Origin of the sequence: Mesorhizobium sp. LSJC269B00 (assembly GCF_000502815.1) — a bacterium.
Lineage (GTDB): Bacteria > Pseudomonadota > Alphaproteobacteria > Rhizobiales > Rhizobiaceae > Mesorhizobium.
On record NZ_AYVN01000007.1, the window covers coordinates 108,747 to 134,448 of the forward strand.

Genomic DNA, 25,702 nt, shown 5'->3' on the forward strand with positions numbered 1-25,702 from the left:
GCTGGAGCAGCAATGACTCAAAGTCACCCGCATACCGATTTCACCTCGCGTTTCGCCATCGACCCGGTCGCCGCTGCTTCCATGGGCACCGACGAACTGCGTCACAATTTCCATATTGACGACCTGTTCCAGCAGGGACGCATCAGCCTGACCTACACCCACTATGACCGCATGATCGTTGGCGGCGCCGTGCCGGCGGCAGCGCCGCTGCCGCTGGAAGCGATCAAGCCGACGGGCACCAAGAATCTTCTCGATCGCCGCGAGTTGATCATCGTCAATATCGGCGGCGCCGGCTCGGTGACGGCGAATGGCGAGGCCCACCAGTTGCAGGCGCGCGACATGCTCTATCTCGGCATGGGCAGCACCGACGTTTCGTTCGCATCGGCCGATGAGGGCGCACTGGCCAAATTCTATCTGCTCAGCGCGCCTGCGCATCACACCCATCCCAACCGGCTGATCCGCATTGGCGATGCCAAGCGCCTCGATCTCGGCAGCAAGGAAACCTGCAACGAACGCTCCATCTTCCAGTTCATCCATGCCGATGGCGTCAAGACCTGCCAACTGGTGGTCGGTATGACCCAACTGGCGCCGGGCTCGGTGTGGAACACCATGCCTTGCCATGTGCATGACCGGCGCATGGAGGCCTATCTCTATTTCGACCTGCCGGAGACGGCGCGCGTCTTCCATTTCATGGGCGAGCCGGACGAAACGCGGCATCTGGTGATGGCCAACGAGGAGGCGGTGCTTTCGCCGGGCTGGTCGATCCATTCGGGGGCCGGCACCTCGAACTATGCCTTCATCTGGGCGATGGCCGGCGACAATGTCGACTACACCGATGTCGACCCGGTGCCGCTGGGTGAATTGCGTTGAGCGGCTCTTCCTCCTTCAGCCTGGCCGGCAAGCGTATCCTGGTCACCGGCGCGAACACCGGCATCGGCCAAGGCATCGCCGTCTCGATCGCGCGCGCCGGCGGCACCGTCATCGGTGTCGGCCGCTCGGCGATGGACGACACGGAAAGACAAGTCGCGGAAGCCGGTGGCCAGTTCGAGGCGGTGCGATGCGATCTTGCCGACCATGCGGCCGCCAAGGCGATGCTCGACCAGGTCTGGGAAAAGACCGGCCCGATCGACGGGCTGGTCAACAATGCCGGCATCATCCGCCGCGCCGATGCGGTCGATTTCTCCGAGGCCGATTGGGACGACGTCATCGACGTCAATCTGAAGACGCTGTTCTTTCTCAGCCAGGGTTTTGCCAGGCGCGTGCTGACCGACCCGAGGCGGCGCGGCAAGATCGTCAACATCGCCTCGGTGCTGAGTTTCCAGGGCGGCATCCGCGTCGCCTCCTATACCGCGTCGAAACATGGCGCGCTCGGCATAACCCGGCTGCTGGCCTGCGAATGGGCGGCAAAAGGCATCAACGTCAACGCGATTGCGCCCGGCTATATCGAAACCAACAACACCGAGGGGTTGCGCGCCGATCCCGACCGCAGTGCTGCCATCCTGGCGCGCATTCCGGCGGGACGTTGGGGCGGGCCGGAAGACATAGGCGATGCCGCCGTGTTCCTGCTGGCGCCAGCGTCCGACTATATGCATGGCGCGGTGGTTCCCGTGGACGGCGGCTGGCTGGCGCGATGAGGAGATGGTCATGATTGAAGCCAAGATTTTCGCACAGCCCGGCGAGAGCGCCTGGACGCCGACGCCGGACGGCAACAGACGCCGCGTTCTCGTCTCCACCGATGAGCTGATGATGGTCGAGTTCGGCTTCGACAAGGGCGGCGTCGGCGCACTGCATTCGCACCCGCATGTCCAGGCCAGCTATGTCGCCGAAGGTCGCTTCGAGGTGACCATCGACGGCCGCACCGCGACCATCGAGACCGGCGGCAGCTTCATCGTGCCGTCCAATCTGGTGCACGGCGTCAAGGCGCTGGAGGCCGGGCGCCTGGTCGACAGCTTTACCCCGCACCGCGCCGATTTCCTGGCCTGAACCTTTTTCGGCAATTCCAGAAACAGGAAACCCGCGCCTCCTGGGGAGGCGCGGGCTGTTGCCTGTGCGCTCGTGGCGCAGCGGTACTCGAAACATCGCCGCAGGGTTGGACGGTGCCGCAACATGGTGAAGATAGGTTTAACGATGCCAATCAGGTCGATCGCCGGTGGGGTGTTGCTGCTGCTTGTTGTGGTCACGCAGGGGCTGCGCTAATCGTTCTGTCCACGCCGCTGCTTCGGGCGGCCGATCGCAAAAACATCAGTGATGCAGATATCGACGACAAGCGTGCCGACGCACGATCCCAAACGGCGCGTCCTCAAGGACGTGTTCGGCTTCGACGATTTCCGTCCCGGACAGGCCGCGGTGATGGAGGCGCTGCTTGGCGGCCGCCATGTGCTGGCCGTCATGCCAACGGGTGCCGGCAAATCGCTGTGCTACCAGGTTCCGGCGCTGGTCAAGGGTGGGCTGACCATTGTCGTTTCGCCGCTGGTGGCGCTGATGCAGGATCAGGTCGCGGCACTGCGCCTCGCCGGCGTCGCCGCCGATACGATCAATTCCTCGATCGACCGTGATGCCAATGTCGCGGCATGGCGCCGCGTCGCGTCGGGCCAGACGCGGCTGCTCTACCTCGCGCCGGAACGGCTGATGACCGAGCGGATGCTGGATGCGCTTGCCAGGCTCGATGTCAGCCTGATCGCCATCGACGAGGCGCATTGCATTTCGCAGTGGGGGCCGGCGTTCCGGCGCGAATATGAAGACCTGTCGCAGCTGCGTGGCATCTTTCCCGACGTACCGATCATTGCGGTGACGGCGACGGCGGACGAGACGACGCGGGCAGACATCGAGAGACGGCTGTTTGGCGGGCGTGTCGAAACGCAGGTGCTTGGCTTCGACCGGCCCAACATCAAGCTTGCCATCGAGCCCAAGCAGGACAGCAAGCGGCAGTTGCTCAACTTCATCGAGCGCCATCAGGGGCGCAGCGGCATCGTCTACTGCCTGTCGCGCAAGAAGACCGAAGAGATGGCGGCATTCCTCGAAAAGAACGGCGTGACCGCGCTCGCCTATCACGCCGGGATGAGCAAGGAGGCGCGTGATGCCAACCAGAACGCCTTCATGACCCTGTCGGGCGTCGTCATGGTGGCGACCATCGCCTTCGGCATGGGGATCGACAAGCCTGATGTCGCCTATGTCTTCCACACCGACCTGCCGGGCAGCCTCGAAGCCTATTACCAGGAAATCGGCCGCGCCGGTCGCGACGGCCGGGCGGCGGAGGCGCATATGCTTTACGGCCTTGGCGACATCCGCATGCGCCGCATGTTCATCGACGACGAGGACGCCGCTGTCGAACACAAGCGCCGCTCGCATGGCCGGCTCGATACGCTGATCGGCTATTGCGAGACGGCCGAGTGCCGCCGCCAGGTGCTGCTCGGTTATTTCGGTGAAGAGGCGGTCCCTTGCGGCAATTGCGACAATTGCCTGGAACAGGCGCCGCGCGCCGACGGCACCGCCGAGGCGCGCCTCATCCTGGCGGCGGTGGCGCAGAGCGGCGAGCGCTTCGGCGCCGGCCATGTCATCGACATCCTGATCGGCCACGAGACTGAAAAGATCGCGGCAAGGGGGCATCACAGGCTGGCAGCCTTCGGCAATGGCGCCGCGCACAAGAAGGATTTTTGGCAATTTATGATTCGCCAGCTGGTCGCGAACGGTTTCCTGATGCCGGACCCGGCCGGCCATGGCGGGTTGGCCATCGCGGACAAGGGCCACGCACTCGGCCGGGGCGAGGTGCCGTTCCAGTATCGGGTCGAGATGCGCACGCGCGCCGCGCGCCGCGCGGCTCGTGCCGGGCAGAGCCCCCAGAGCGAAAATGTAGATGCGTCGCTGCTCGCGACGCTGAAGACGCTGCGGCTGCGTCTGGCCAAGGAACGCCAGGTGCCGGCCTATGTGGTGTTTTCGGATCGTACACTGATCGACATGGCCGAGCGTCGTCCGCAAGACCTCGACGATTTTGCCGGGGTCAACGGCGTAGGTGCGGCCAAGCTCAAGGAGTTCGGCGCGATTTTTGTCAGCGCCATTGCCGCGCACCTTTCCGAGACGCCAGGCTGAAAGGGGTTTTGCTGGACCAAAGCCCGATCCGGCATCAGTACGCCTTCAACTTGCCCGCCCGCTTATCCTTTCATTTTGGCGCTACCCTGCCGTAGGGGAATGGCCTTCCAAATTGTATGGAACCGTGACGACAACACACATTCCTGAATCTATGCGGTCGATTCTTCGGATGGAGCCGTGACTATGGAACCCGCTGTTGCGCGCGGGTGGCGGTTTTCTTGGCCTTGGAGACGCTACGTTGGCAGCCGCTATCCGCTGAGCCGAATGGTATGATTCAGACCATCTTTGTTGTTGAAAACCCGCTTTCGACGGGAGTATAGAACTCGACGTTACCATTGCTTTTCGTAGGAGGCTGTGGTGGATAACGTGGGTCCAATCCGCAAAGCATTGCCTTGCGTGGAAGTGGTCGAAGCCGGCGGCGAATGGGTCCGTTCGTGTGGCCAAGGAAGACCAGGAAATTACCCGATCATTCGTGATTGAATCGTTTGCGCTGTCCTATGCTGAGGGCCAGCGGATACGCCTGGATCTCGACAAGTTCGTTCGTCTGTAGAGAGGCTAAGCCCGATGAAAGACCGGTGGGAACCTGACCACCAGTTCATTGAAAGCGCCCGCCGTAGCCAGCTCCGAGCGGAGAGCCAACTGGACTCCCTGCAATCGACCATCGCCGAAACGCGACGCGTCCTAGAGGCTTCACGGAAGCTCTTGGAAAAGATTGCCGAGCGGGAACACCATACCCAGCCATAGGGAATGGCCGGTGCAGGTTGGGCATGCTTGTGGGGCTTCACCGCACCGGCCACTGCGGGAAGATATGAGGCCCCCCGCGCCGCCTAAGATATAGGCATATTAGCAATCGCGCAATTAACCCTATTGCGCTACCCAGCCGTAGAGGCAAGGAATCGGAGAAGTTGGTGCCGGTTAACCGCCAGCACGCGAGCAAGTCATTCTGAAAGCATGAAAAACGCGATTTTGCTCGTGCCAATTGAGCGTCTGAAATCTAGTTCCTGCTGCCGATTATCCCTAAGTTAACTGGAATACTTATATTCCCGAAGGGTTGCGAATCAGTCGATTGTCAAGCGCATGCCATGGAGCAAGCAAGGGATCGGTCTGAGCAGAAGGGCCGCAGCGGTCGAAGCGCGCTGGGAAATCCGAGCGGCTTCGGCAATTGTCCGCTCTGGCTCGCCCGCTACAACTCGACTCGCGCAGTGTGGACGGAATCACCGGCCATGCGGACGAGAACCATCTGGCGATGTCGTTCACCGAGTTTCGTTCGCGCTACAGCCTTTAAGGGCAAGGTGATCAAGGGCGATCGGATCGCCGCCTCAGGCGGCTTCGCGTTCGGCCTGCGCAGTCAGGTCCGGCTCCCGGCGGCTGTACTGCCGCGGCGAACAGCCCATGACGCGCTTGAATGCCGTGCTGAAGGCGCTTTCGGATTCGTAGCCGAGCGCCAGCGCGATGACGGAAACCGGATCGCCGGAATGCATCAGTCGGTCGCCGGCGAGCATCATGCGCCATCGCGTCAAATAATCCAGAGGTGAGGCCCCGACCGTCTGCTTGAATCTGAGCGCAAAAGTCGATCGCGACATGTTAGCGCGCTCCGCAAGTTGCTGCAGCGTCCAGCCATGTGCAGGGTCTTCGTGCATGGCGCCGATCGCCGCGCCGATCTGCCTGTCGGTCAGTGCGAACAGCCAGCCGACATTGCCTTGCGCGGTCATATGCAGGCGCAAGGCCTCGATCAGGATCATGTGGGCGAGGTGCTCGACGATGAGAAAGCCGCCGGGACGCCGCTGGCGCAATTCCTGCATCATCCGCTCCACCGGCCAGCGAAGCGCCGAATGGTCGCTCTCGCCGCGGATGTGGACGATGGGCGGCAGCATCCGCAACAGGATGCCGGCATGGTCGCCGGACAACGTGAAGCGACTGCTGACCAGGAGGAAATCGCGGCCGCCATTATGGACGGTGATGCCGCCGGTGCGCGCCGGTGAAAAGATCGTTCGGGCATCGACCGTCGGCAGGCCGAGATCGCTGGCAAGGCGGAAAGGCCGGCCGCGCGGCAACAGGAAGCAGTCGCCCACATCCAGCCGCACCGCGTCAGGGACGCCCTCGACCGACAGCCAGCATCGGCCGGACACCACGGCGCCGCATTTGATGGCGGCCTGCTGGTCGGGAAACTGGATCGCCCAGTCGCCACCGGCTTCCAGGCCGGCGGACAGGTAATTGCGCGGCTTCAGCAGCGACAGCACGTCTGACAGCGGATCCATGAGGGTTCTCGGACGATTGCGAAGATATCTCGGATTTTACCGCATAGATCGTATGATCTCAACCTTCTATCTCCTTCGGCAACGGCTGCTTTGTGCAGTCATCGACGAAAACAAGGAGAAATCATCATGCGTGTGTTCGTTACCGGGGCTACCGGTTTTGTCGGTTCGGCTGTTGTGAGGGAATTGCTCGGGGCGGGCCATCAGGTGCTTGGCCTCGCGCGGTCGGAAGCAGGTGCGGAGTCGATCGTGGCCGCGGGTGCCGAGGCGCATCGCGGCGATATCGAGGATCTCGACAGCCTGCGCAGCGGCGCTGCCCAATCGGATGGCGTCATCCACACGGCCTTCAACCACGACTTTTCGAGATTCGCCGCCAGTTGCGCAGCGGACCAGCGCGCCATCGAAACGCTCGGCGCGGCGCTCGAGGGTTCCGAGCGGTCGCTGCTTGTCACCTCCGGCCTCGCCGGTTTTGCGCAAGGAAGGCCGGCAACCGAAGACGACAAACCCGCGCCTCCATCGGCCGCCATGCCGCGCGCTTCGGAAGCAACGGCCGTGGCGCTCGCAGCGCGCGGGGTGCGCGCATCGACGGTGCGGCTGGCGCCGACCGTCCATGGCGAGGGCGATCACGGTTTCGTGCCGATGCTGATTGCCATTGCGCGTGAAAAGGGCCTCTCGGCCTATGTCGGCGACGGCGCAAATTGCTGGGCGGCGGTGCACCGGTTCGACGCCGCCAGCCTGTACAGGCTGGCGGTGGAGAAGGGGGCGGGCGGCGTCAGCTATCATGCGGTTGCCGAACAGGGCGTGGCGAGCAAAGAGATCGCCGAGATCATCGGCCGCCGGCTCGGCCTGCCGGTCGTTTCCATAGGCCCCGAGGACGCGGCTGCGCATTTCGGCTTTCTCGGGCATTTCATCGGCAGGGACTTGTCGGCGTCAAGTGAGCAGACCCGCACTGCGCTGGGATGGCAGCCGACCGGGCCGGGGCTCATCGCCGATCTCGATCGTGCCCGCTATTTCGAGGCCTGATCAGGCCGGCCAGTCGCGTTGCATTGCACGACCGACAGCCTGGCGATCAGCGGCAGTGCCAGCAACACGGCCAGACGCAGCCCGCCGAGCGGGCAGCACCGTCGTGCTGCTGGAACCGCCGCCACATCTGTATGGCGGCAAGCAGAACGAACACGGCGTAGGCCGCCCGCAGCCCGGACGACCTGCTCGCCCGTCGCCGGAAAGCCGGCGAAGGCATGGCCTCGTCATGGCAGACCTACCTTGTTACGGGGATGCGCGCGCGATTCCCGCGCCTAGTTAGAGATCGCCCTTCCTCNAGACGTGTGCTCTTCCGATCTTGCGCGCGCGATTCCCGCGCCTAGTTAGAGATCGCCCTTCCTCACCCTGCCGTAAACGATATTCCGGTTCGAGCCATAGTAGACTTTCGCGTCGAAAGGACTCCCGCCGAGCGCGGCATTGATGATGTCCCACATATCGTCGGCCGAACGTAGGATGAGCGGCCAATCCATGAAAGTCTCCATGTAACCATCCGTCGTTATCTCGTCGCTGAAATTGGCAAACAGGAATTCGCCACCGGGCTTGACGAGTTCCATGGCTCTTTGAAGCAGGCGGACGCCGATGGCACGGGGCAGGTAATCGTAAAGCCCCGATGCGTAGACGAGATCGAATGTGCCAAGGGCGTAGGCGCGGCGCAGGATGCCGCGTACGGAACCCTGGACTGCCTCGACTGCCGTGCCGGCAAAGTCGTGGTTCACCGTGGCTACGCTGACGGGGTCCTGATCCAGGCCGATCCAACGTTGCAGTTTATGCCTGGCCAACGCGTCGGAGCGTTCGGCTTCCCTGAGGTGGCCGCATGCAATCGCCAGCACCTCAGCCTTTTCCACACTGCTGGCTGTCTCGTCCACGGTCCTGGCCAGAATATCCCGCCGCTCGCGCCCCGCCACCGAACTGGCAGCTTCACTGGTGTACGCATAGATTTCCCGACCAAGTAAGGTCGACGAGGCCACGATCTCGTCGGCGATCGGATGCTTGTAGTAAATATCCAGCAGGCCTGCATCGCCCGAATACCCGCGCGGTTTTTCGACCGACCACCGCGTGAACGGGTCCTGGAGCAAATATTCCGCAACCCGATGCTGCTGAGCCAAAGGAACGAGTTTCTGCCAAACCGCGGGAGCAACCTGCCGGCGGAGCTTGTGGAGTCGCCCCGCCAAACGATGGACAATGGGGGCGGCCGGTTTGTGTCGCGCAAAGGCTTGATGAGCAAGGTCCAGTATCAGGGCGAGCTGGGCCGTGCTGTCCCTCAACTCGTCGGAGTCAGCTGCCTCTTCGGAGGTCGCAACATGTTTCTTCATCAGCCTGGTGGTGACCAGGCTGTATTGGTCGAGCTGCAGTTTTGGCTTGATAGGCATGCCGTTTACTCTCCGGTTACCGCCCCGGTCCCCGGCCAGCAGCATAGGTGCGCCGCCAACCAATGCTAACAATTTTAATAAAATTTTAATAAAATTTTAGTCGATGGAGCGGCCATCAATTCTGCAAAACTGGCTAAATCCGAACCACCCGTTTACCCTCGGTTAGCGACATCTGACTTTTCCTGCGGACAGGGGCGTCTTCATTCCCCGACCGCAGGCGACGTCGGCTGTTGCATTCGCTACTGCAGATCGCGGAGGAGCGTTGCGATGCAACTGAGCGAGGACGTTGCCCAGAAGGTGGCGGCAGCGATTGGACGTCCGCGGTGGCATTCCGCCGATCCGGAACTGCTGGCACTGTTCCTGCAGAAGGATGCCGATGAGAATCGCAGTCTTGTGCGATGGGGTATTGCGGCTGCTGTATTCAGCTATGTGGCCTATGGCCTTTTCGATTGGTTTCTTTTTCCGGATATCGCCGGCCGGCTTGTTTTGACGCGCGTTACGCTAGGGATCACTTCCCTGGCGCTTGTCGAATTTGTCGCCCGACGGGGCTTTGCCCTTGCCACCTTGCACCTTGTAGCAGCGCTGGCGATTGTATCCGGTGCCCTTGGGTGGCTCGTCTCCGCTGTTGGAACAGAGCATCAGGATGCCCTCTCCCATTTCATGGTTTTTGGCACCGTGTTCATCCTGGGTGCGAATCTGTTCTTCAACTTCCGTTTTTGGCTTTCAGCCCTTGCCTCCGCGACGGTCGCCGCAAGCTTTGTGTACGCCGCGATGTTCTCCCTTCAGGCCGACATCGCCGGTCGGGTCGTGTTGTCGGCCTATTTCGTGAACTGCCTCGTCTTGTCGCTTTATCTTTCGTGGCGGCTGAGCCTGGAGCGTTACCAGACCTTCCTGCACGCGCTTCGGGCACAATTCCAGGAGCAGGCTGCTATCAAGAAGGGGCAAAAGCTAACCGAAATCGCCGACACCGATCCGCTCACGGGAATGAAGAACCGCAGGGCGATCATTCGAGAATTCTCGGAGCTGCGCGAAGACTGGGCCGCGGACGACGACGAGATAGGGCTCATTCTGATCGACGTCGACTACTTCAAAAGGTTCAATGACGGACTTGGTCATCAGGCCGGCGACGATTGCCTGATCAAACTCGCCCATGTCCTCTCCGAGATGGCGGCTGCCAACAACGCCATCGCGGCCCGCTATGGCGGAGAAGAATTCGTCATTCTCTGCAAGGTCACCGGGCGGGCTCACCTTCATGAGATAACGAAGAAATTCTGTCGCGCTGTAGAGGATTTGGATATCTACCACCCTGATCGGGGCGACAAGCTCAACATCGTAACGATCAGTGCCGGGGCGTCGTTGACGCGCGCCGATCAGAGCATAGAGCTTAGAATCCTGCTGCAGGAAGCTGACCGCGCGCTCTACGCGTCCAAGTTTGCCGGTCGGGCTACGTTCACGATTTACGACCCGCACGCCACCAGCCAGGATCGCTCCGGCGAAAATCTTTCAGAACTGCTGAAGGTGGCAGTTTCCAACCAGCTCGTTTCTGTCGCTTACCAGCCAATTCGCGAGCTGGCGTCGGGCCGCGTGCTGGGGCACGAGAGTCTGATGCGGGTATGCGACTTCGACGGCACCATGATCAGTCCGTCCGTATTCATACCCGTTGCCGAGCAGACCGGAGCGATCGTGGAACTGGGTACGTGGCTGATCGATCGAGCCTGCGGTGACATGGCGGAATACGGATTGGGCTCGGTCGTGACGGTGAACGTCTCCGTTCTTCAGCTCAAGGCTCCTAACTTTTCACTCCGGATCACCGAGATTCTTGGCAGGCACGGCCTTGCGCCCCAGAAACTGGCCATCGAAATCACCGAAGGCAGTGACATCTTTCTGGAGGCGCAAGCGGTAAGAAACGTGGAGCGGTTGCGAAAACTCGGCGTTCAGATCTGGCTGGACGACTTCGGAACGGGATTTGCCGGCTTGACATGGCTCCGCCGCTTCAAATTCGACGTGGTCAAGATTGATCGCAGCTTCCTCCACGATTGCCAGACGTCTCGTGGCTTGAGCCTGTTGCGGGACATGGTCGGGCTGCTTCGCAATCTCGGCCATGTCGTGCTCGCCGAGGGCGTCGAAACGGAGGAGCAGTACATATTGCTGCAGCGCCTGGGGGTAAATTTGATGCAGGGCTTCCTCACCGGGCATCCCGTGCCGATCGAAGAGGTAAACCAGATCAGGCAAGGCCTCGTTGCCTAGCGGCAGCCTCTACGCTGAAGCTTCGGAGGGCATCCTGCTTCGTTCCGGTCCCCCTACGCTACTTCGTAGCTTCGGGCGACACTCCTACGCCCAGATTCGGTTCCGGGTGGCGGAGAGGGAGGGATTCGAACCCCCGATGGGCTTGCACCCATGCCGCATTTCGAGTGCGGTGCATTCGACCACTCTGCCACCTCTCCGCGGTCATGGTCGGCCGTTGCCGGCGCGGCGCACTAGATAACGGCTGGGCGGGCAGGTTACAAGGCCAAATCCGCGGGGAAATTCAGCTTCCTGTGCGGGCTTTGCCGGGAGGGCTGCGCCGCGGCCACGTCGGCAGATAGGCCAACCGGTCTCGACCAGAGGGATCGGGCGCGGCAAGGAGGCCGCATGGCCAAGGAATCCGGCCGTTTGCCTTGACTCGTACCGAACCTTCGGTTAGGGGAAGCGCGCAATCGGCGTGGAGGGTTCTTCCACGCCGCTTGTTTTTCGAACCCGCAGACTGACAAAAAGACGGCCGAACCGCGTGACGCGGCTCATCGAGGCCGACCGAACAGCGAAAGGCAAAAAATGTTCGCAGTCATTAAAACGGGCGGTAAGCAGTATCGCGTTGCCGCCAACGATCTCCTGAAGATCGAAAAGCTAGAAGCCAATGTCGGCGATATCGTCGAAATCGGCAGCGTCCTCGCCCATGGCGAAGGCGAAAATGTCACCTTCGGCGCCCCGTTCGTCGATGGCGCTCTGGTCACGGCGGAAGTCGTAGAGCAGGGCAAGAACCGCACCGTCATCGCTTTCAAGAAGCGCCGCCGGCAGAATTCGCGCCGCAAGATCGGCCACCGCCAGCTTCTGACCACCGTGCGGATCGCCGAGATCCTGCTGGGTGGCGCCAAGCCTTCCAAGAAGGCCTCAGCCAAGGTGGAAGCCAATGAAGTCAAGGCTGACGTAGCGCCCGAGGCGAAGGCCGAGGCCGCGCCGAAGGAAGCCAAGGCGAAGAAGGAAGCCAAAGCCGAGGCTGCTCCGAAGGATGAAGCCAAGACGGAGACCGCCGTCGCCGCGCCGCTGTTCAAGGCGCCGAAGGGCGAGCCGGACGATTTGGCCGTGATCAAGGGCATCGGCCCGGTTGCCGCCGGCCAGCTGCACGAGCAGGGCATCACCACCTTCGCCCAGCTTGCCAAGCTGTCGGACAAGGACGTGGCCAAGATCGACGCGCACATGCCCTTCAGCACCGACCAGATCAACGACTGGCGCGAGCAGGCCAAGGAACTGGCGAAGAAGTAAAACGAACCGGCGACAAGGTCGCCGGATCGGACTTGAAACGGAACGCGAACGCGTTCATAAGACCATTCAAGCGCCCCAGGGCGCATCGGAGTTAGTTAGATGGCACACAAGAAAGCTGGCGGCTCGTCGCGCAACGGTCGCGACTCGCATTCCAAGCGTCTGGGCGTGAAGAAGTTCGGCGGCGAAGCCGTCATCCCGGGCAACATCATCATCCGTCAACGCGGCACCACCTGGCATCCCGGCGTCAATGTCGGCATGGGCACGGACCACACCCTTTTTGCGCTCGAGACCGGCGCAGTCACCTTCAACAAAAAAGCCAACGGCCGAACCTACGTATCGGTCAACCCGATTACCAAAGCCGCGGAGTAGCCGGTTCCGCACTATAAAACCGGCGCCCATCTCGGGAACCGGTGTCTGGCCAAACCAGTGAATGGAGCCAGGAAAAGGATCAGGGGAGATGGGTTTTCCATCTCCCCTTTTTTCTTGCCTGGAGGACGTCGAATGGTTGCCGAAGCGGAAGACACCGAAGACGAAAGTTACGCGATAGATTGCCCGGTGCTGGCCACGGAGCGGCTGGTGATGCGCGCCCCGTGTGAAGCCGACATCGCGCAACTGGTCGAGCTTGCCGACAACCGTCACGTCGCCGAGATGCTGGCCCGCATGCCGCACCCCTATGGCGAGGCCGAGGCACGCGCCTTCCTGGCCATGACCAGGTCGCGCCGGGCCGGCATCGCCTACGCCCTGACGCTCGCCGGCACCGACATTTTCGTCGGCTGCGCCGGCCTCAACATGACCGATCGCGGGCTGGAACTCGGCTACTGGATCGGCGAGCCCTATTGGAAGCGCGGCTATGCGACGGAGGCCGCGCACGCGTTGGTCGACCTCGCCTTCCAACGGACGTCGATCCAGGTGCTGCAGGCTTCGACGCGGGTGATCAATCCGGCCTCGCGCCGGGTCATCCACAAATGCGGCTTCCAGTATGCCGGCCAGGGCATGCTGAACTCGATCGTCGCCGGCCAGGTGCCGGTCGAGCGGTACCGGCTGGACAGAAAGACCTGGATCAGTCTTCGAAACTGGGTGCATTTCTAGGTGTTTTGATATTCAGGTGAGGCCGGCCTGCAAACGCGGGTTTTATGCGCTTCCGGTGCACGTACTTAAGTACACTCCGCTCCGGTTCTCGAAAGACAGTGTTTTCGGCTGGGCCTGACCTGAATCTCAACACCTAGGCGCGTGCCTCCAAACGACAGGTTTGGAAACGTTGGTTGTGGATCGGGCTCAACTCAGCCCATCTCGACCCAAATCGGGAGATGGTCCGAACCGACCGCTTGCGGGTCGACCCACAGGCGCTTCAGCGATCCGGCGAGCGAGGCCGAGGTAAAGATGTAGTCGATGCGCTTGTGGCGGCTTGTGTCTTCGGGTCGCGTGGGATCGACCCAGGTGACGACGTCTGGTGTGTTCAGGCGCTGGGCGACGTCGACGGCGAGATCGGCGGTCAAGGGCATGCCGAATTCATGGTCCGGGCGGCCGACGAGTTCGACATATTCGGGCGAGCCGGGCAGCATGTTGAAGTCGCCCATGACGATGAAGGCTTCGGGATAGGGCAGGTCCGGCAGGCCGATCTCGGGAATGCCGGAGAGACCGCCGCCCTCGAAGGCATAGTTCAACAGGCGCTGGCGCAGGAAACGGATCTGGCTGGCGCGCTCAACCGGACTGCGATGGTCGAGATGCGTGGAATAGAAGCGGATGAAGCCGAGCGGGGTCTCGACCAGCGCCTCGAGTGCGCCGCGCTGGAAGTTCATCGCCTCAAGGCTGCGGCTGCGCGGCAAAAGCAGATTGCGCGACAGATGGATCGGTGTCTTCGACAGCACCATGTTGCCGAGCTGGAAAGTGGTGGTGATGGCGCGGCCGGCCTCCAGGCGCGAGCCGACATTGACCTCGAAATTGCTGCCGTAGGCGGCAAAAGATTCGGGCAGCGCCTCACCGATCTCGGCGACCATGTCGCGGTTGCCGTTCCTCGGATTGTTGCGGGTCACTTCCTGCAGCGCGATCACGTCGGCGCCGCGAACCGCCTCGGTGATGCGGCCGAGATCGTAGCGGCCATCCAGACCGATACCGTACTGGATGTTGTAGCTCACAACCTTCATTCCCGCGCCCCTCAAGCTCCGTCCGCGAACACTGCTACCGCGTCCCCGACAAAAGGGCATCCGGCGCTTTAGTCGCAAAACGGCCTCGCCCTTGGCCGCGCCTTGGTTTAGAGCAAGGCGCAAGATCTAGAGCAAAGCCGCAAGGCCAACAGAAACTGCGTAGTCCAATGAAATTTCTCGATCAAGCCAAGGTTTATATCCGCTCCGGCGACGGTGGCGCCGGCTCTGTGTCGTTCCGGCGCGAAAAATTCATCGAGTTCGGCGGCCCGGATGGCGGCGACGGCGGCCGCGGCGGCGATGTCTGGCTGGAAGCGGTCAACGGTCTCAACACGCTGATCGACTATCGCTATCAGCAGCATTTCAAGGCCAAGACTGGTGTCCACGGCATGGGCCGCAACATGACCGGCGCCAAGGGCGCCGATGTGACGCTCAAGGTGCCGGCCGGAACCCAGGTGTTTGCCGAGGACAATGAGACGCTGATCTGCGACCTGACCGTGGTCGGCCAGCGCTTCCTGCTGGCCAAGGGCGGCAATGGCGGTTTCGGCAACCAGCATTTCAAGACCTCGACCAACCAGGCGCCTCGCCGCGCCAATCCCGGCCAGCCCGGCGAAGAGATGAATGTCTGGCTGCGGCTGAAGCTGATTGCCGACGCCGGCCTGGTCGGGCTGCCCAATGCAGGCAAGTCGACTTTTTTGGCAACCGTCACCGCGGCCAAGCCGAAGATCGCAGACTACCCCTTCACCACGCTGCATCCCGGCCTCGGCGTTGCCCGCATCGATGCGCGCGAATTCGTCATCGCCGACATTCCGGGCCTCATCGAGGGCGCGCATGAGGGTGTCGGCATCGGCGACCGCTTCCTCGGCCATGTCGAGCGCACGCGTGTACTTCTGCACCTGGTCTCGGCGCAGGAGGAAAATCCTGGAAAGGCCTACAAGACCGTGCGCGCCGAGCTCGACGCCTATGGCAATGGGCTGATCGAGAAGGTCGAGATCGTCGCGCTCAGCCAGGTGGATATCCTTGACGCCGATGAGCGCAAGAAGAAGGTTGCGTCCCTCAAACGCGCTGCCGGCCGCGCGCCGATGCTGCTGTCGGCGGCCACCGGCGAGGGCGTCGAAGCGGTGCTGCGCGCGCTGATGGCAGTTGTCGGCGAAGCGCGCGACAGGGCTGCCGCTCCCGTCGAGACCCGCTGGGACCGATAACGATGACGGCGCGGTCGCTGACAAAATACCGGCGCATCACGGTCAAGATCGGTTCGGCCTTGCTGGTCGACCGCACCAGCGGCCTGAAGCGCGACTGGCTGGCTTCGCTTGCCGAGGATATTGCGGTGCTGGCCAATGGCGGCGCCGAGATCCTGGTCGTGTCGTCCGGCGCCATTGCGCTCGGCCGCACCATTCTCGGTCTCGGAAAACGGGCGCTGAAGCTCGAGGAGAGCCAGGCGGCGGCCGCCGTCGGGCAAATTGCGCTCGCCGGCGCATGGTCGGATGCGCTGGGCAAGGGTGCGCTGAAATCGGGCCAGATCCTGCTGACGCTCGGCGACACCGAGGAGCGCCGACGCTATCTGAATGCCCGCGCGACGATCTCGACGCTGCTCAAGATGAAGGCGGTGCCGGTCATCAATGAGAACGACACGGTAGCGACCTCCGAAATCCGCTATGGCGACAATGACCGGCTGGCGGCCCGGGTGGCGACGATGATGGGCGCCGACCTGCTTGTGCTGCTCTCCGACATTGACGGGCTCTATACGGCGCCGCCGGCGCGCGATCCCGATGCAAAATTCATTCCGGTGGTCGACCGCATCACGCCCGATATCGAGGCTATGGCCGGGGCGGCCGCATCCGAACTGTCGCGCGGCGGCATGCGCACCAAGCTCGATGCCGGCAAGATCGCCACCGCCGCCGGCACCGCCATGATCATCACCTCGGGCACCAGGCTGTCGCCACTGATGGCGATCGAGCGTGGCGAGCGCGCCACCTTCTTCAGGCCGAGCGCCAATCCGGTGAAAGGCTACAAGACCTGGATCGCCGGCCAGCTCGAACCGGCCGGGCGGCTCACCGTCGACGCCGGCGCCATCGGTGCGCTGCTGTCCGGCAAATCGCTGCTGCCGGCGGGCGTCAGGCTGGTCAGCGGCAATTTCTCGCGCGGCGACACGGTGGCGATCCTGTCGCCCGAAGGGCGCGAGATCGCGCGCGGGCTGGTTGCCTATGATGCCGCCGATGCCGTAAGGATCGCAGGCCTGAAGACCGCCGAGATCGAAACCGTGCTCGGCTACGAGGCGCGATCGGCGATGATTCACCGCGACGATCTGGTAGTGAGCGGCGCGGCCGAGTGAGGCGCGGCCCTGCGATTGACGGCGCGCTACTTGTCAGGTTCACGCGGCCATTTGGGCGGGTTGCGGTACCTCTCCTGAACGTCCCGTTGAATTTTCAGAAGCTTGCTGCAACCTCCCAACTGTCCTTCAATGATAGCCTTGGCACGTTTATCCATTTCGGCTTGGGGGAGGTCCGTCCCGTCTGCGATGAGGTCGTGCATGACTGAGTCGGCCATCATTGCGTCTGTCGCTTTTTCCTCCTCCATCTTTTTCTTGAATTCTGCTTCAAGCCTCACACGCGGCCCACATCCATGTCCCTCCTCAACTACGACGTAGATTTGGGAAAACGGCGTCGGTAGCGCGCCGCAATAGCGCTCAGCGAGTACGAGGGACATCATCGAACCTACCATGGTCATGGCCAGGCCATCGGGGCTCTCGCCGAGTTCGATCTTGTCATCGCAGTAATCGGCTGCGCGAAGGCCGGTGGGCGCCAGCATCGTGGCCAAAGCAAACAAGACTGCGGCGCTCTTCATTCTGCTCTCCCGAATTTGCGGCCATTGCCGCGAAGGCCGGCCGCGTGTAAATCCACCAGGCTTCACCGGAGCGGTCAGATGTTGAACAAACACCAAGGCGAAGATGTAGCCAGTTTGATGGCACGGATAGGCCGCAATGCGCGCGCCGCCGCCCGACCGCTGGCTATCGCCACGACCAACGCCAAGAATGCCGCACTCGTCGCCATGGCCGACGCGATCATTTCGCGTGAGCAGGACATTCTCGACGCCAACGCCATCGATGTCTCGAATGGCCACGAATCGGGATTGTCCGGCTCGTTCATGGACCGGCTGAAGCTCGATCCGGCGCGCACCCGTGCCATGGCGGATGGCATCCGTGAAATCGCCGAGCTCAGGGACCCGGTCGGCGATGTGATTGCCGCCTGGGATCGCCCCAACGGCCTGCAGATCGAGCGCGTGCGCACGCCGCTCGGCGTTGTCGGCGTCATTTATGAAAGCCGGCCGAATGTGACGGCGGATGCCGGCGCACTCTGCCTCAAGGCCGGCAATCCGGTGATCCTGCGCGGCGGCTCGGACTCGCTCAATTCATCCGCCGCCATCCATGCCTGCCTGGTCGAGGGCCTGAAGGCCGCTGGTTTGCCTGAGGATGCCATCCAGCTGGTGCCGACCACCGATCGCGCCGCCGTCGGTGAGATGCTGAAAGGGCTTTCCGGCAATCTCGACGTCATCATTCCGCGGGGCGGCAAGAGCCTGGTCGGGCGCGTCCAGAGCGAGGCGCGGGTGCCGGTCTTTGCCCATCTTGAAGGCATCTGCCATCTCTACATCGACCGCTCGGCCGATCTCGACATGGCGGTCAGGATCGCCGTCAACGCCAAGATGCGGCGCACCGGTGTCTGTGGCGCTGCAGAGACTTTGCTGGTCGACCGCGCGGTGGCCTCCACACATCTGGTGCCGATCCTCGACGCGCTACGCGCCGCCGGCTGCGAGATCCATGCCGATCAGGAAGTGATGAAGCTGTTCTTCGACGCCAAGCCGGCGACCGATGCCGACTGGATGACCGAATATCTCGAGGCCATCATCGCGGTAAAGCTGGTAGACGGAATTGCCGGTGCCATCGACCATATCGAGACGTTCTCCTCACACCACACCGAGGCGATCATCGCCGAGGATACCAAAGCGGTCGAGCGGTTCTTCAACGAGATCGACTCGGCGATCCTTTTGCACAATGCCTCGACGCAGTTCGCCGATGGCGGCGAATTCGGCATGGGCGCCGAGATCGGCATCGCCACCGGCAAGATGCACGCGCGCGGACCGGTCGGCGTCGAGCAACTGACCTCGTTCAAATACCGCGTGCGCGGGTCGGGACAGGTGAGGCCTTGAATCATTCGCGTCAGGGCTTGAGGCATTGAGCCCAGACACCCCCCTCTGTCCTGCCGGACATCTCCCCCGCAAGGGGGGAGATCAGCTTTTTCTTCCGCTTTCGCCAATCACTAACGTTGCAGGAAAAGTGCCTTTGCCGAAGCTGCTGATCTCCCCCCTTGCGGGGGAGATGCCCGGTAGGGCAGAGGGGGGTGCCTAGCACCATGCTGTCGTCCCTTCAGCCCGCCATCCCCTCGCACTACCTCCGTATGCCGCATGCCGAGAAAGGCCTCGCCGTCGGCCTGTTCGGCGGATCGTTCAACCCGCCGCATGCCGGTCATGCGCTGGTGGCGGAAATCGCGCTCAGGCGGCTGGCGCTCGACCAGCTATGGTGGATAGTGACGCCTGGCAATCCGCTGAAGAGCACCAGGGAATTGGCGCCGCTGAGCGACCGGCTGCTCCAGTCGGAGCAGGTCGCCAAGAACCCGAAGATCAAGGTCACCGCCTTCGAGGCGGCGCATCATATTCGCTTCACCGCCGACACGCTGGCGCTGGTCAAGGCACGCAATCCCGGCGTCGACTTCGTCTGGATCATGGGCGCCGACTCACTTCGCGATTTCCACCGTTGGCAGCGCTGGCGCCAGATCGTCATGACCTTCCCCATCGCGGTCATCGACCGCCCGGGCGCGACGCTGTCCTTCCTGTCCTCGGTCGTGGCCAAGACGTTCGACTATGCCCGCGTCGACGAGGGTGATGCGCCCCGGCTCGCGCGCATGAAGGCGCCGGCCTGGACCTTCATCCACGGCCCACGCTCGTCGCTGTCATCGAGTGCTATTCGCCAGCAAGCCAAGGGGTAACTCCGTAAGACCAGATCGCCGATGTCGCTTTTACGGCGGCCTTTCGCGATTGGCTGGGCGATGCTGCGCTGGATATGGCCACTTCAGTGAACCAGACCGACATCGACCCCAATCATGGCGCCCCGCCGGCGCCCGTGATCGCCATTGCCAGCGTAATCGTGTCGATGGCGCTGATCGCGGTCGGCAACGGGTTGATGTTCGCCTATATCCCGGTCCGGCTTGGCGTCGAGCGCTTCGATCCGACCTGGGCCGGGCTGATCATCACCGGCCTGTCGGCCGGCGGGCTTGCCGGCTGTATCCTGACCGGGCCGCTGGTGCGCCGCGTCGGGCACGCCCGCGCCTTCATGGTGCTGTCGGCGCTGATAGCGCTGTCGAATGCTGCCATTGGCGCCGGCACCTACCCGCTGCTGTGGATCGCGGCACGCGCGCTTTACGGTTTTGCAATATGCGGCCTGTTCATCGTCGCCCAGAGCTGGCTCAACGATGCCGTCGCAAACGCCATTCGCGGCCGGGTGATGGCGGTGTTTTACGTCGCCTATGTCGCCGGACTTGGCGTCGGCTATGCCCTGCTGGCGGCGGTCGACATCGCGACGGCGCAGGCGCCGCTGATCGGCATTGCCTTCACCGCAGTGTCGATCCTGCCGGTCGGCATGACGCGGTTGGCTCAACCGCCGCCACCTCGCGCAGCCTCCGTGGCGCTTGGCCGCGCCTGGCGGATCTCGCCGGTCGGCGTGGCCGGCATGCTGGCCGTCGGCGGTCTGTCGATGGCGATCGCCGGGTTCGCACCGATCCATGCCACGGCCAAAGGCTATAGCCAGGCCGATGTGGCGCTGCTTTTGTCGGCGATGCCCGTCGGCACGCTGATCCTGCAGATACCGCTCGGCTGGATTTCCGACCGTACCGATCGCCGTTACGTGCTGGCCGGCGCTGCGGCACTGGCCATCGTCGCCGGTATTCTGGCCATCGGCTTCGACGGCGGCGCGCTGATGGTGCTCGTGGTGATCTACATCGTCTGGGACGGCGCCTCGGAATCGATCTATTCGCTGGCCAGCGCGCATGCCGCCGACCGCGCCGGCAAGGACGACATGGTGGCGCTGTCGAGTTCGTTGCTGTTTGCCTGGTCGCTGTCGGGGTTCATCGTGCCGGGTATCGTGACGGCCCTGTCGGCTGTCTATGGCACGCAGGCCTTCATTTATGTGGCCATCGTCATCGCCACTGTCTTCTGCCTGTTCGTGCTGTGGCGAGTGGCCACCACGCGCGCCGTCCCCGCTACGGAGACCAGCAGTTTCGCGCCGATGTCGGCGCAGGCGCCGCTGCCGGTGGAGCTCGCCTACGCCCCGGACGATAAGCGCTGAACGGTTTCACAGCTCCTACTGCCTGGTAGCGGCAGTTTCCTGTCGAGCCTCCGGCGGAGGTGCGGGAACCGAAATGGCTTCGGCGTCGAACGCCTGCTTGACGCGTTTGGTGAGATCGATCTGGGTGGCGAAGAAATCCGCCGCCGTGGTCCAGTAGCGCAAGGTGATGGCGACGCTGGCATCGCCCACCGTGGCGACGAAGGCGATCGGCGCCGGCTCTCGCTTGACGCGGCGCTCGCCGCCGGCAACGCCCAGCATGGTTTTCTGCGCCAGGTCGATGTCGTTCCAGGAGCCGATGCTCAGCGTGATGTCTCCGCGGCGCACACCGTTGCGAGTAAAATTGCGCACCGGCTGGTTCCACAGCGTCGAATTGGGCGCCAGCACATAGACGCCGTCTGTCGTGCGGAGCTTGGTGGCGAACAGGCCGATTTCCTCGACGGTGCCGGAAATGGCGCCGACCTCGACATATTCGCCGATGCGGAATGGCCTGAGCGCCAGAAGCATGATGCCTGCGGCGATGTTCTGCAGCGTGCCTTGCAGCGCCAGGCCGATTGCCAGCCCGATGGCNATGGCGGCGATGATCGAGGCCGTCTGAACGCCGAACTGGCCGAGCACCATGATGACCACCAGGATCAGGATGGCGTAGCGCACGATCTTCGAGAAGAAATGGCGCAGCGTCGCGTCGAAACCATGGATATGGCCGAGGCCGGCTGAGATCGATCGTTCTGCGAGCCCGGCGACGAGATAGCCGACGACCAGCAGGATGATGGCGCCGATGGCGGAGAAGGAATAGGAAACGATCAGTGTGCTGAGTTGCGCAAGGCCAGCCTGCACGGTGAGCAGCGTGTTCTGGGGGTCGATTGGCATCAGGAAAATCCGTTTGGGGGGTGTGTCGATAACCCCTGCCGCGGCCATGGGTTCCGATTTTTCTCAAGGCTCCGGAACCGGAAGTCGTGCACTGCGTTCGCGGTGGCAGGGCCTCCCGTCTTGAAACTGCAAGGGAACTCTGCCTATCTATAGGGTGTCACCTGATTTCGTGGGTGATTTGGTTGTTCTTGCTGCGAAAGGAAATACACTGAGAACAGCATTGCGGAAGAAGGCTGACATCATGCCTTCGCCGGCCAGGATCAGCGTAGATGACGCCGTGTCCCGTGCCATCAAGACAGTCCTTGCCAGTCTGGAAGACTCCAAGGCCGAAAATATTGTCTCAATCGACATTCAGCGGAAATCGAGCCTCGGCGACTATATGGTCATCGCGTCGGGCCGGTCGCACCGTCATGTCTCGGCTGTCGCCGACCACCTCCTCAAGGCGCTCAAGGATGCCGGTCTCGGCACGGCGCGCGTCGAGGGGCTGTCCGGCGCCGACTGGGTCCTGATCGATTCAGGCGACATCATCGTCCATGTCTTCCGCCCAGAAGTCCGCGAATTCTACAATCTTGAAAAGATGTGGCAGGCGCCGGACCTCGAGGAAGAGACCTTGCACTGAGCTCCGTCTCATGTCGTAACCATCCTGGGTGCGACATGGATTGAAAGCTCGCCGAGGCAGGGATGAAGATAGCAGTTCATGCCGTGGGCCGGATGAAGGCCGGCCCCGAGAGAGAGCTCGCCGACCGCTATTTCGAGCGTTTCGCCAAGAGCGGCCCGGCGATCGGGTTCGAATTCTCTGGTGTCGCCGAGATCGCCGAGGGACGAGCCCAGAACGCCAATGAGCGCCGCCGCGAGGAAGGCCAGAAGCTGCAGGCACAGCTGCAGCCGGGCACGGCACTGTTCCTGCTCGACGAACGCGGCAAAAACCTGTCCTCAGACGATTTCGCCAGCCGTATCGGCCAGCTGCGCGATGGCGGACGCAAGGCGCTGGTCATCGCCATTGGCGGCGCCGACGGGCACGACCAGTCGATTCGCGATCAGGCTGAGCTGATGGTCTCGTTCGGCGCGGCGACCTGGCCGCACCAACTGGTGCGTGTCATGCTGGGCGAGCAGCTCTATCGGGCGGCAACGATTCTTTCGGGACATCCCTACCACCGTTCGTAAATCAGTGGGTCGAGGGTCAATCGTCCGGATTTCCGCCCCAATGCGCGGCTGTTTTGTGCTAGGCTTCGGTTCGATCATGGTTGATGGTTCGTTAACGAAGCCACGCATAGAGTCGGGCTTCAATGGCTGACAACGGGAAATCACGAACGGGCTTCCGGCACGCGCGCTGCGGCATCGCTGCAGCGGTGGTTTTGCTTTCGCTCGGGCTTGCGCGGGCCGAAAATACGCTGGACGTGGCGCCCGACCCCGATCTGAGCCGTGCCGAATATGAGAAGGTGTCGGCCGAGATCACGCTGTCGTCCGAACGGCTGGCCAAGCTCGCCGCCGACATTGCTTCGGTCAAGAAGGACCATGCCTCGATCACCGCGGCGCTTATCCAGTCGGCGATGACCGAGCAGAAGCTCGGCCAGGACATCGAGGATATCGGCGCCAGGCTCGAAGGACTGAAGGGCGAGGAACAGAAGATCCGTGTCTCGCTGGCGGCGCGGCGCGACGTGCTGGCCGAGGTGCTGGGCGCGCTGCAGCGCATGGGGCTCAATCCGCCGCCGGCGATCCTGGTCAAGCCGGAAGACGCACTGTCGTCGGTGCGCAGCGCCATCCTGCTCGGCGCAGTGGTGCCCGAACTGCGCCAGCAGACCGACAAATTGCTGGCCGACCTCAGGGAACAGACCCGGGTGACGGCCTCGATCGAGGCCGAGCGGACGCGGCTGACAGCGGCGGTCGGCGAGCAGACGGCGGAAAAGAAACGCCTCTCCATGCTGCTCGAAGCCAAGCAGAAGCTCGAGGCGGACACCTGGACGGCGATGGCCGCCGAAAAGCAGCGGTCCCAGGCGCTTGCGGCCAAGGCCGGCAGCCTGAAAGAGCTGATCGCTTCGCTTGAGGCCGACAAGAGCCGCAAGGCGGCGGATGCCGTCAAGGCAGGCGAACAGAAAGCGGCCGACAGGGATAAGCCGGACGCCGATAACGCCGATGCAGGCACAACCGCGTCGACGGAGCTGGCTTCGCTGCCCGTGCCGGAAGGCAACCGCCTCACCGCCGCCGCGCCGTTTTCGGCACTTCAGGGACAGGTCTCGCTGCCGGTCACCGGCAAGATCAGGCTGCGTTTCGGGGCCGATGACGGTAACGGCGCGGTGATGCTTGGCGACATGGTTGCGACACAATCGGGAGCCATCGTCACGGCACCGGCGGACGGAAATGTGCTTTATGCGGGGCCTTTTCGCTCCTATGGTCAACTCTTGATCCTCAATGCGGGAGACGGCTATCATGTCGTCCTGGCGGGGATGAGCAGAATCAGCGTCGCGTCTGGCCAGTCGGTGCTCGCAGGAGAGCCGGTCGGCGCGATGGGAGAGGCCCGGGTGGCAAGCACCTCGGCCTCGAAGAATGGAAATGCCACGCCGGAACTCTATGTCGAGTTCCGCAAGGATGGAAAACCCGTCGATCCGACCCCATGGTGGGCGGACCGCTTCTCTGGAAGGACGTGAAATGATGCGGAAACTGTCGCTTCTTATTGCCGGTGCGCTGATGGGCGCGTCAGCGATGAGCCTGGTCTATGGCGCGCCCGGCTCGACGGCGAACGCTGCAGGCTCCGAGACCTACAAGCAACTGGCGATCTTCGGCGACATCTTCGAGCGCGTGCGGGCGCAGTATGTGACGCCGCCGGACGACAAGTCGCTGGTCGAAAACGCCATCAACGGCATGCTCACCTCGCTCGACCCGCACTCCTCCTACATGAATGCCGAGCAGGCGCAGGACATGCGCGTGCAGACCAAGGGTGAGTTCGGCGGCCTCGGCATCGAGGTCACCATGGAGAACGACCTGGTCAAGGTGATCACGCCGATCGACGACACCCCGGCTGCCAAGGCAGGCGTGCTGGCCGGCGACTATATCGCCAAGATCGACGGCCAAGAGGTTCGCGGCCTGACGCTCAACGATGCAGTCGAAAAGATGCGCGGCCTGGTCAACACGCCGATCAAGCTGACCATCCTGCGCCAGGGCGCCGACAAGCCGATCGAGCTGACGGTGGTGCGCGATATCATCAAGGTCAAGGCGGTCAAGTTCCGGGTCGAGAACGACATCGGCTACATGAAGATCACCTCCTTCACCGAAAAGACCTATGACGACCTCGAGAATGCCATCGACACCATCAAGAAGCAGGTGCCGAACGACAAGCTCAAGGGCTATGTGCTCGATCTGCGCCTCAACCCGGGCGGCCTGCTCGACCAGGCGGTGAGCGTGTCCGACGCCTTCCTCGACCGTGGCGAGATCGTCTCGACCCGCGGCCGCGACCCGAAGGACGTCACACGCTTCGACGCCAAGGCAGGCGACGACATCGGCGCCAAGCCGCTGATCGTGCTCGTCAATGGCGGTTCGGCCAGCGCCTCCGAGATCGTCGCCGGCGCGCTGCAGGACCTGCGCCGCGCCACAGTGGTCGGCACGCAGTCCTTCGGCAAGGGCTCGGTGCAGACCATCATCCCGCTTGGCGAGAACGGCGCGCTGCGCCTGACGACGGCGCTCTATTACACGCCGTCCGGCAAGTCGATCCAGGGCAAGGGCATCACGCCCGACATCAAGGTCGACCAGCCGCTGCCGCCCGAACTGCAGGGCAGGGACCTGACCCGCGGTGAATCTGACCTCAAGGGCCACATCAAGGGCGCCGACGAGAGCGATACCGGTTCGGGCTCGGCTGCCTATGTGCCGCCGGATCCAAAGGACGATCTGCAGCTGATCTATGCCGAACAGCTGCTGCGCGGCCAGAAGACCGACCCGGCATTCCCGCCGAATCCGGAGAAGGCAGTGCTTAACCAATAAAATCGACTGGTAGCTCTGGCTGCCCAATCGAAGCGATGCAATGCTGCCGGGACCGTG

23 protein-coding genes and 1 tRNA gene are annotated in these 25,702 nt (G+C 62.9%); 18 read left to right on the forward strand and 6 right to left on the reverse strand.

From position 1 onward, the window contains the following. The first annotated feature begins 12 nt into the window (after positions 1 to 12). The 4 genes from kduI (at position 13) to recQ (ending at position 4,086) form a co-directional block, all read left to right on the forward strand. Positions 13 to 870 (forward strand): 5-dehydro-4-deoxy-D-glucuronate isomerase, encoded by an 858-nt coding sequence (gene kduI / locus X771_RS146335; protein WP_023688891.1) that lies wholly within the window; start codon positions 13 to 15, stop codon positions 868 to 870. After that, positions 867 to 1,634: a 2-dehydro-3-deoxy-D-gluconate 5-dehydrogenase KduD gene (gene kduD, locus X771_RS146330; protein WP_023688892.1), complete on the forward strand. Its 768-nt coding sequence runs from the start codon at positions 867 to 869 to the stop codon at positions 1,632 to 1,634. Before kduI ends, kduD begins: the two co-directional genes overlap by 4 nt. Before the next feature lie 10 nt (positions 1,635 to 1,644). Next, the gene (locus X771_RS146325; protein WP_023684110.1) at positions 1,645 to 1,983 is read left to right on the forward strand and encodes a cupin domain-containing protein; all 339 of its coding nucleotides are present in this window, start codon (positions 1,645 to 1,647) and stop codon (positions 1,981 to 1,983) included. Positions 1,984 to 2,247: 264 nt separating this feature from the next. After that, positions 2,248 to 4,086: a DNA helicase RecQ gene (gene recQ / locus X771_RS146320; protein WP_023688894.1), complete on the forward strand. Its 1,839-nt coding sequence runs from the start codon at positions 2,248 to 2,250 to the stop codon at positions 4,084 to 4,086. Between the two features lie 1,319 nt (positions 4,087 to 5,405). On the opposite strand, the gene X771_RS146310 is transcribed toward recQ, so the two are convergent. Further along, positions 5,406 to 6,344 (reverse strand): AraC family transcriptional regulator, encoded by a 939-nt coding sequence (locus tag X771_RS146310; protein ID WP_023688896.1) that lies wholly within the window; start codon positions 6,342 to 6,344, stop codon positions 5,406 to 5,408. Between the two features lie 126 nt (positions 6,345 to 6,470). Here X771_RS146310 and X771_RS146305 point away from each other — a divergent pair, with 126 nt between their 5' ends. Beyond that, entirely contained in the window at positions 6,471 to 7,364 is an 894-nt protein-coding gene (locus X771_RS146305) for an SDR family oxidoreductase (RefSeq protein WP_023688897.1), read from the forward strand. A 341-nt stretch (positions 7,365 to 7,705) separates the two neighbouring features. Here the strand turns inward: X771_RS146305 and X771_RS146300 are convergent, their stop codons facing one another. Next, on the reverse strand, positions 7,706 to 8,752 hold the full coding sequence (locus tag X771_RS146300; RefSeq protein ID WP_023688898.1) for a class I SAM-dependent methyltransferase: 1,047 nt from the start codon (positions 8,750 to 8,752) through the stop codon (positions 7,706 to 7,708). Between the two features lie 267 nt (positions 8,753 to 9,019). On the opposite strand from X771_RS146300, the gene X771_RS146295 reads away from it, so the two are divergent. Further along, positions 9,020 to 10,999: an EAL domain-containing protein gene (locus tag X771_RS146295; RefSeq protein WP_023688899.1), complete on the forward strand. Its 1,980-nt coding sequence runs from the start codon at positions 9,020 to 9,022 to the stop codon at positions 10,997 to 10,999. Positions 11,000 to 11,106: 107 nt separating this feature from the next. On the opposite strand, the gene X771_RS146290 is transcribed toward X771_RS146295, so the two are convergent. Then, positions 11,107 to 11,196 (reverse strand) — tRNA-Ser (locus tag X771_RS146290). Positions 11,197 to 11,563: 367 nt separating this feature from the next. Here X771_RS146290 and X771_RS146285 point away from each other — a divergent pair. The 3 genes from X771_RS146285 (at position 11,564) to X771_RS146275 (ending at position 13,360) form a co-directional block, all read left to right on the forward strand. Next, entirely contained in the window at positions 11,564 to 12,271 is a 708-nt protein-coding gene (locus X771_RS146285) for a 50S ribosomal protein L21 (RefSeq protein WP_023688900.1), read from the forward strand. 99 nt (positions 12,272 to 12,370) lie between these two features. Continuing rightward, positions 12,371 to 12,640 carry a 50S ribosomal protein L27 gene (rpmA, locus tag X771_RS146280; RefSeq protein WP_015315190.1) on the forward strand — a complete coding sequence of 90 codons (270 nt, stop codon included), beginning with the start codon at positions 12,371 to 12,373 and terminating at the stop codon, positions 12,638 to 12,640. 132 nt (positions 12,641 to 12,772) lie between these two features. After that, positions 12,773 to 13,360, forward strand: coding sequence for a GNAT family N-acetyltransferase (locus X771_RS146275; RefSeq protein WP_023688901.1), 588 nt, complete (start codon positions 12,773 to 12,775; stop codon positions 13,358 to 13,360). A 191-nt stretch (positions 13,361 to 13,551) separates the two neighbouring features. Here the strand turns inward: X771_RS146275 and X771_RS146270 are convergent, their stop codons facing one another. Further along, the gene (locus tag X771_RS146270; protein ID WP_023688902.1) at positions 13,552 to 14,415 is read right to left on the reverse strand and encodes an endonuclease/exonuclease/phosphatase family protein; all 864 of its coding nucleotides are present in this window, start codon (positions 14,413 to 14,415) and stop codon (positions 13,552 to 13,554) included. Positions 14,416 to 14,582: 167 nt separating this feature from the next. Between X771_RS146270 and obgE the strand changes: the two genes are divergently transcribed. Next, entirely contained in the window at positions 14,583 to 15,614 is a 1,032-nt protein-coding gene (gene obgE / locus X771_RS146265; protein WP_023668691.1) for a GTPase ObgE, read from the forward strand. Between the two features lie 2 nt (positions 15,615 to 15,616). After that, positions 15,617 to 16,744, forward strand: a complete 1,128-nt coding sequence (gene proB, locus X771_RS146260) for a glutamate 5-kinase (RefSeq protein WP_023668692.1) — start codon at positions 15,617 to 15,619, stop codon at positions 16,742 to 16,744. Between the two features lie 26 nt (positions 16,745 to 16,770). On the opposite strand, the gene X771_RS146255 is transcribed toward proB, so the two are convergent. After that, positions 16,771 to 17,256 carry a hypothetical protein gene (locus tag X771_RS146255; protein WP_023668693.1) on the reverse strand — a complete coding sequence of 162 codons (486 nt, stop codon included), beginning with the start codon at positions 17,254 to 17,256 and terminating at the stop codon, positions 16,771 to 16,773. Positions 17,257 to 17,334: 78 nt separating this feature from the next. Between X771_RS146255 and X771_RS146250 the strand changes: the two genes are divergently transcribed. The 3 genes from X771_RS146250 (at position 17,335) to X771_RS146240 (ending at position 20,806) form a co-directional block, all read left to right on the forward strand. Then, positions 17,335 to 18,615, forward strand: a complete 1,281-nt coding sequence (locus X771_RS146250; RefSeq protein WP_023688903.1) for a glutamate-5-semialdehyde dehydrogenase — start codon at positions 17,335 to 17,337, stop codon at positions 18,613 to 18,615. Between the two features lie 203 nt (positions 18,616 to 18,818). Next, positions 18,819 to 19,451: a nicotinate-nucleotide adenylyltransferase gene (locus X771_RS146245; RefSeq protein ID WP_023688904.1), complete on the forward strand. Its 633-nt coding sequence runs from the start codon at positions 18,819 to 18,821 to the stop codon at positions 19,449 to 19,451. A 74-nt stretch (positions 19,452 to 19,525) separates the two neighbouring features. Further along, entirely contained in the window at positions 19,526 to 20,806 is a 1,281-nt protein-coding gene (locus X771_RS146240; RefSeq protein ID WP_023688905.1) for an MFS transporter, read from the forward strand. A 15-nt stretch (positions 20,807 to 20,821) separates the two neighbouring features. On the opposite strand, the gene X771_RS146235 is transcribed toward X771_RS146240, so the two are convergent. Next, positions 20,822 to 21,673 (reverse strand): mechanosensitive ion channel family protein, encoded by an 852-nt coding sequence (locus X771_RS146235; RefSeq protein ID WP_023688906.1) that lies wholly within the window; start codon positions 21,671 to 21,673, stop codon positions 20,822 to 20,824. Positions 21,674 to 21,914: 241 nt separating this feature from the next. On the opposite strand from X771_RS146235, the gene rsfS reads away from it, so the two are divergent. The 4 genes from rsfS to X771_RS146215 all read left to right on the forward strand — a co-directional run bounded on the left by rsfS (position 21,915) and on the right by X771_RS146215 (position 25,645). Next, positions 21,915 to 22,292 carry a ribosome silencing factor gene (rsfS, locus tag X771_RS146230; RefSeq protein ID WP_023668698.1) on the forward strand — a complete coding sequence of 126 codons (378 nt, stop codon included), beginning with the start codon at positions 21,915 to 21,917 and terminating at the stop codon, positions 22,290 to 22,292. A gap of 62 nt (positions 22,293 to 22,354) precedes the next feature. Continuing rightward, positions 22,355 to 22,837, forward strand: coding sequence for a 23S rRNA (pseudouridine(1915)-N(3))-methyltransferase RlmH (gene rlmH, locus X771_RS146225; RefSeq protein ID WP_023668699.1), 483 nt, complete (start codon positions 22,355 to 22,357; stop codon positions 22,835 to 22,837). Between the two features lie 122 nt (positions 22,838 to 22,959). Beyond that, positions 22,960 to 24,318 carry a murein hydrolase activator EnvC gene (locus tag X771_RS146220; RefSeq protein WP_023688907.1) on the forward strand — a complete coding sequence of 453 codons (1,359 nt, stop codon included), beginning with the start codon at positions 22,960 to 22,962 and terminating at the stop codon, positions 24,316 to 24,318. A gap of 1 nt (position 24,319) precedes the next feature. Next, the gene (locus tag X771_RS146215) at positions 24,320 to 25,645 is read left to right on the forward strand and encodes a S41 family peptidase (RefSeq protein WP_023668701.1); all 1,326 of its coding nucleotides are present in this window, start codon (positions 24,320 to 24,322) and stop codon (positions 25,643 to 25,645) included. Positions 25,646 to 25,702 lie beyond the last annotated feature (57 nt).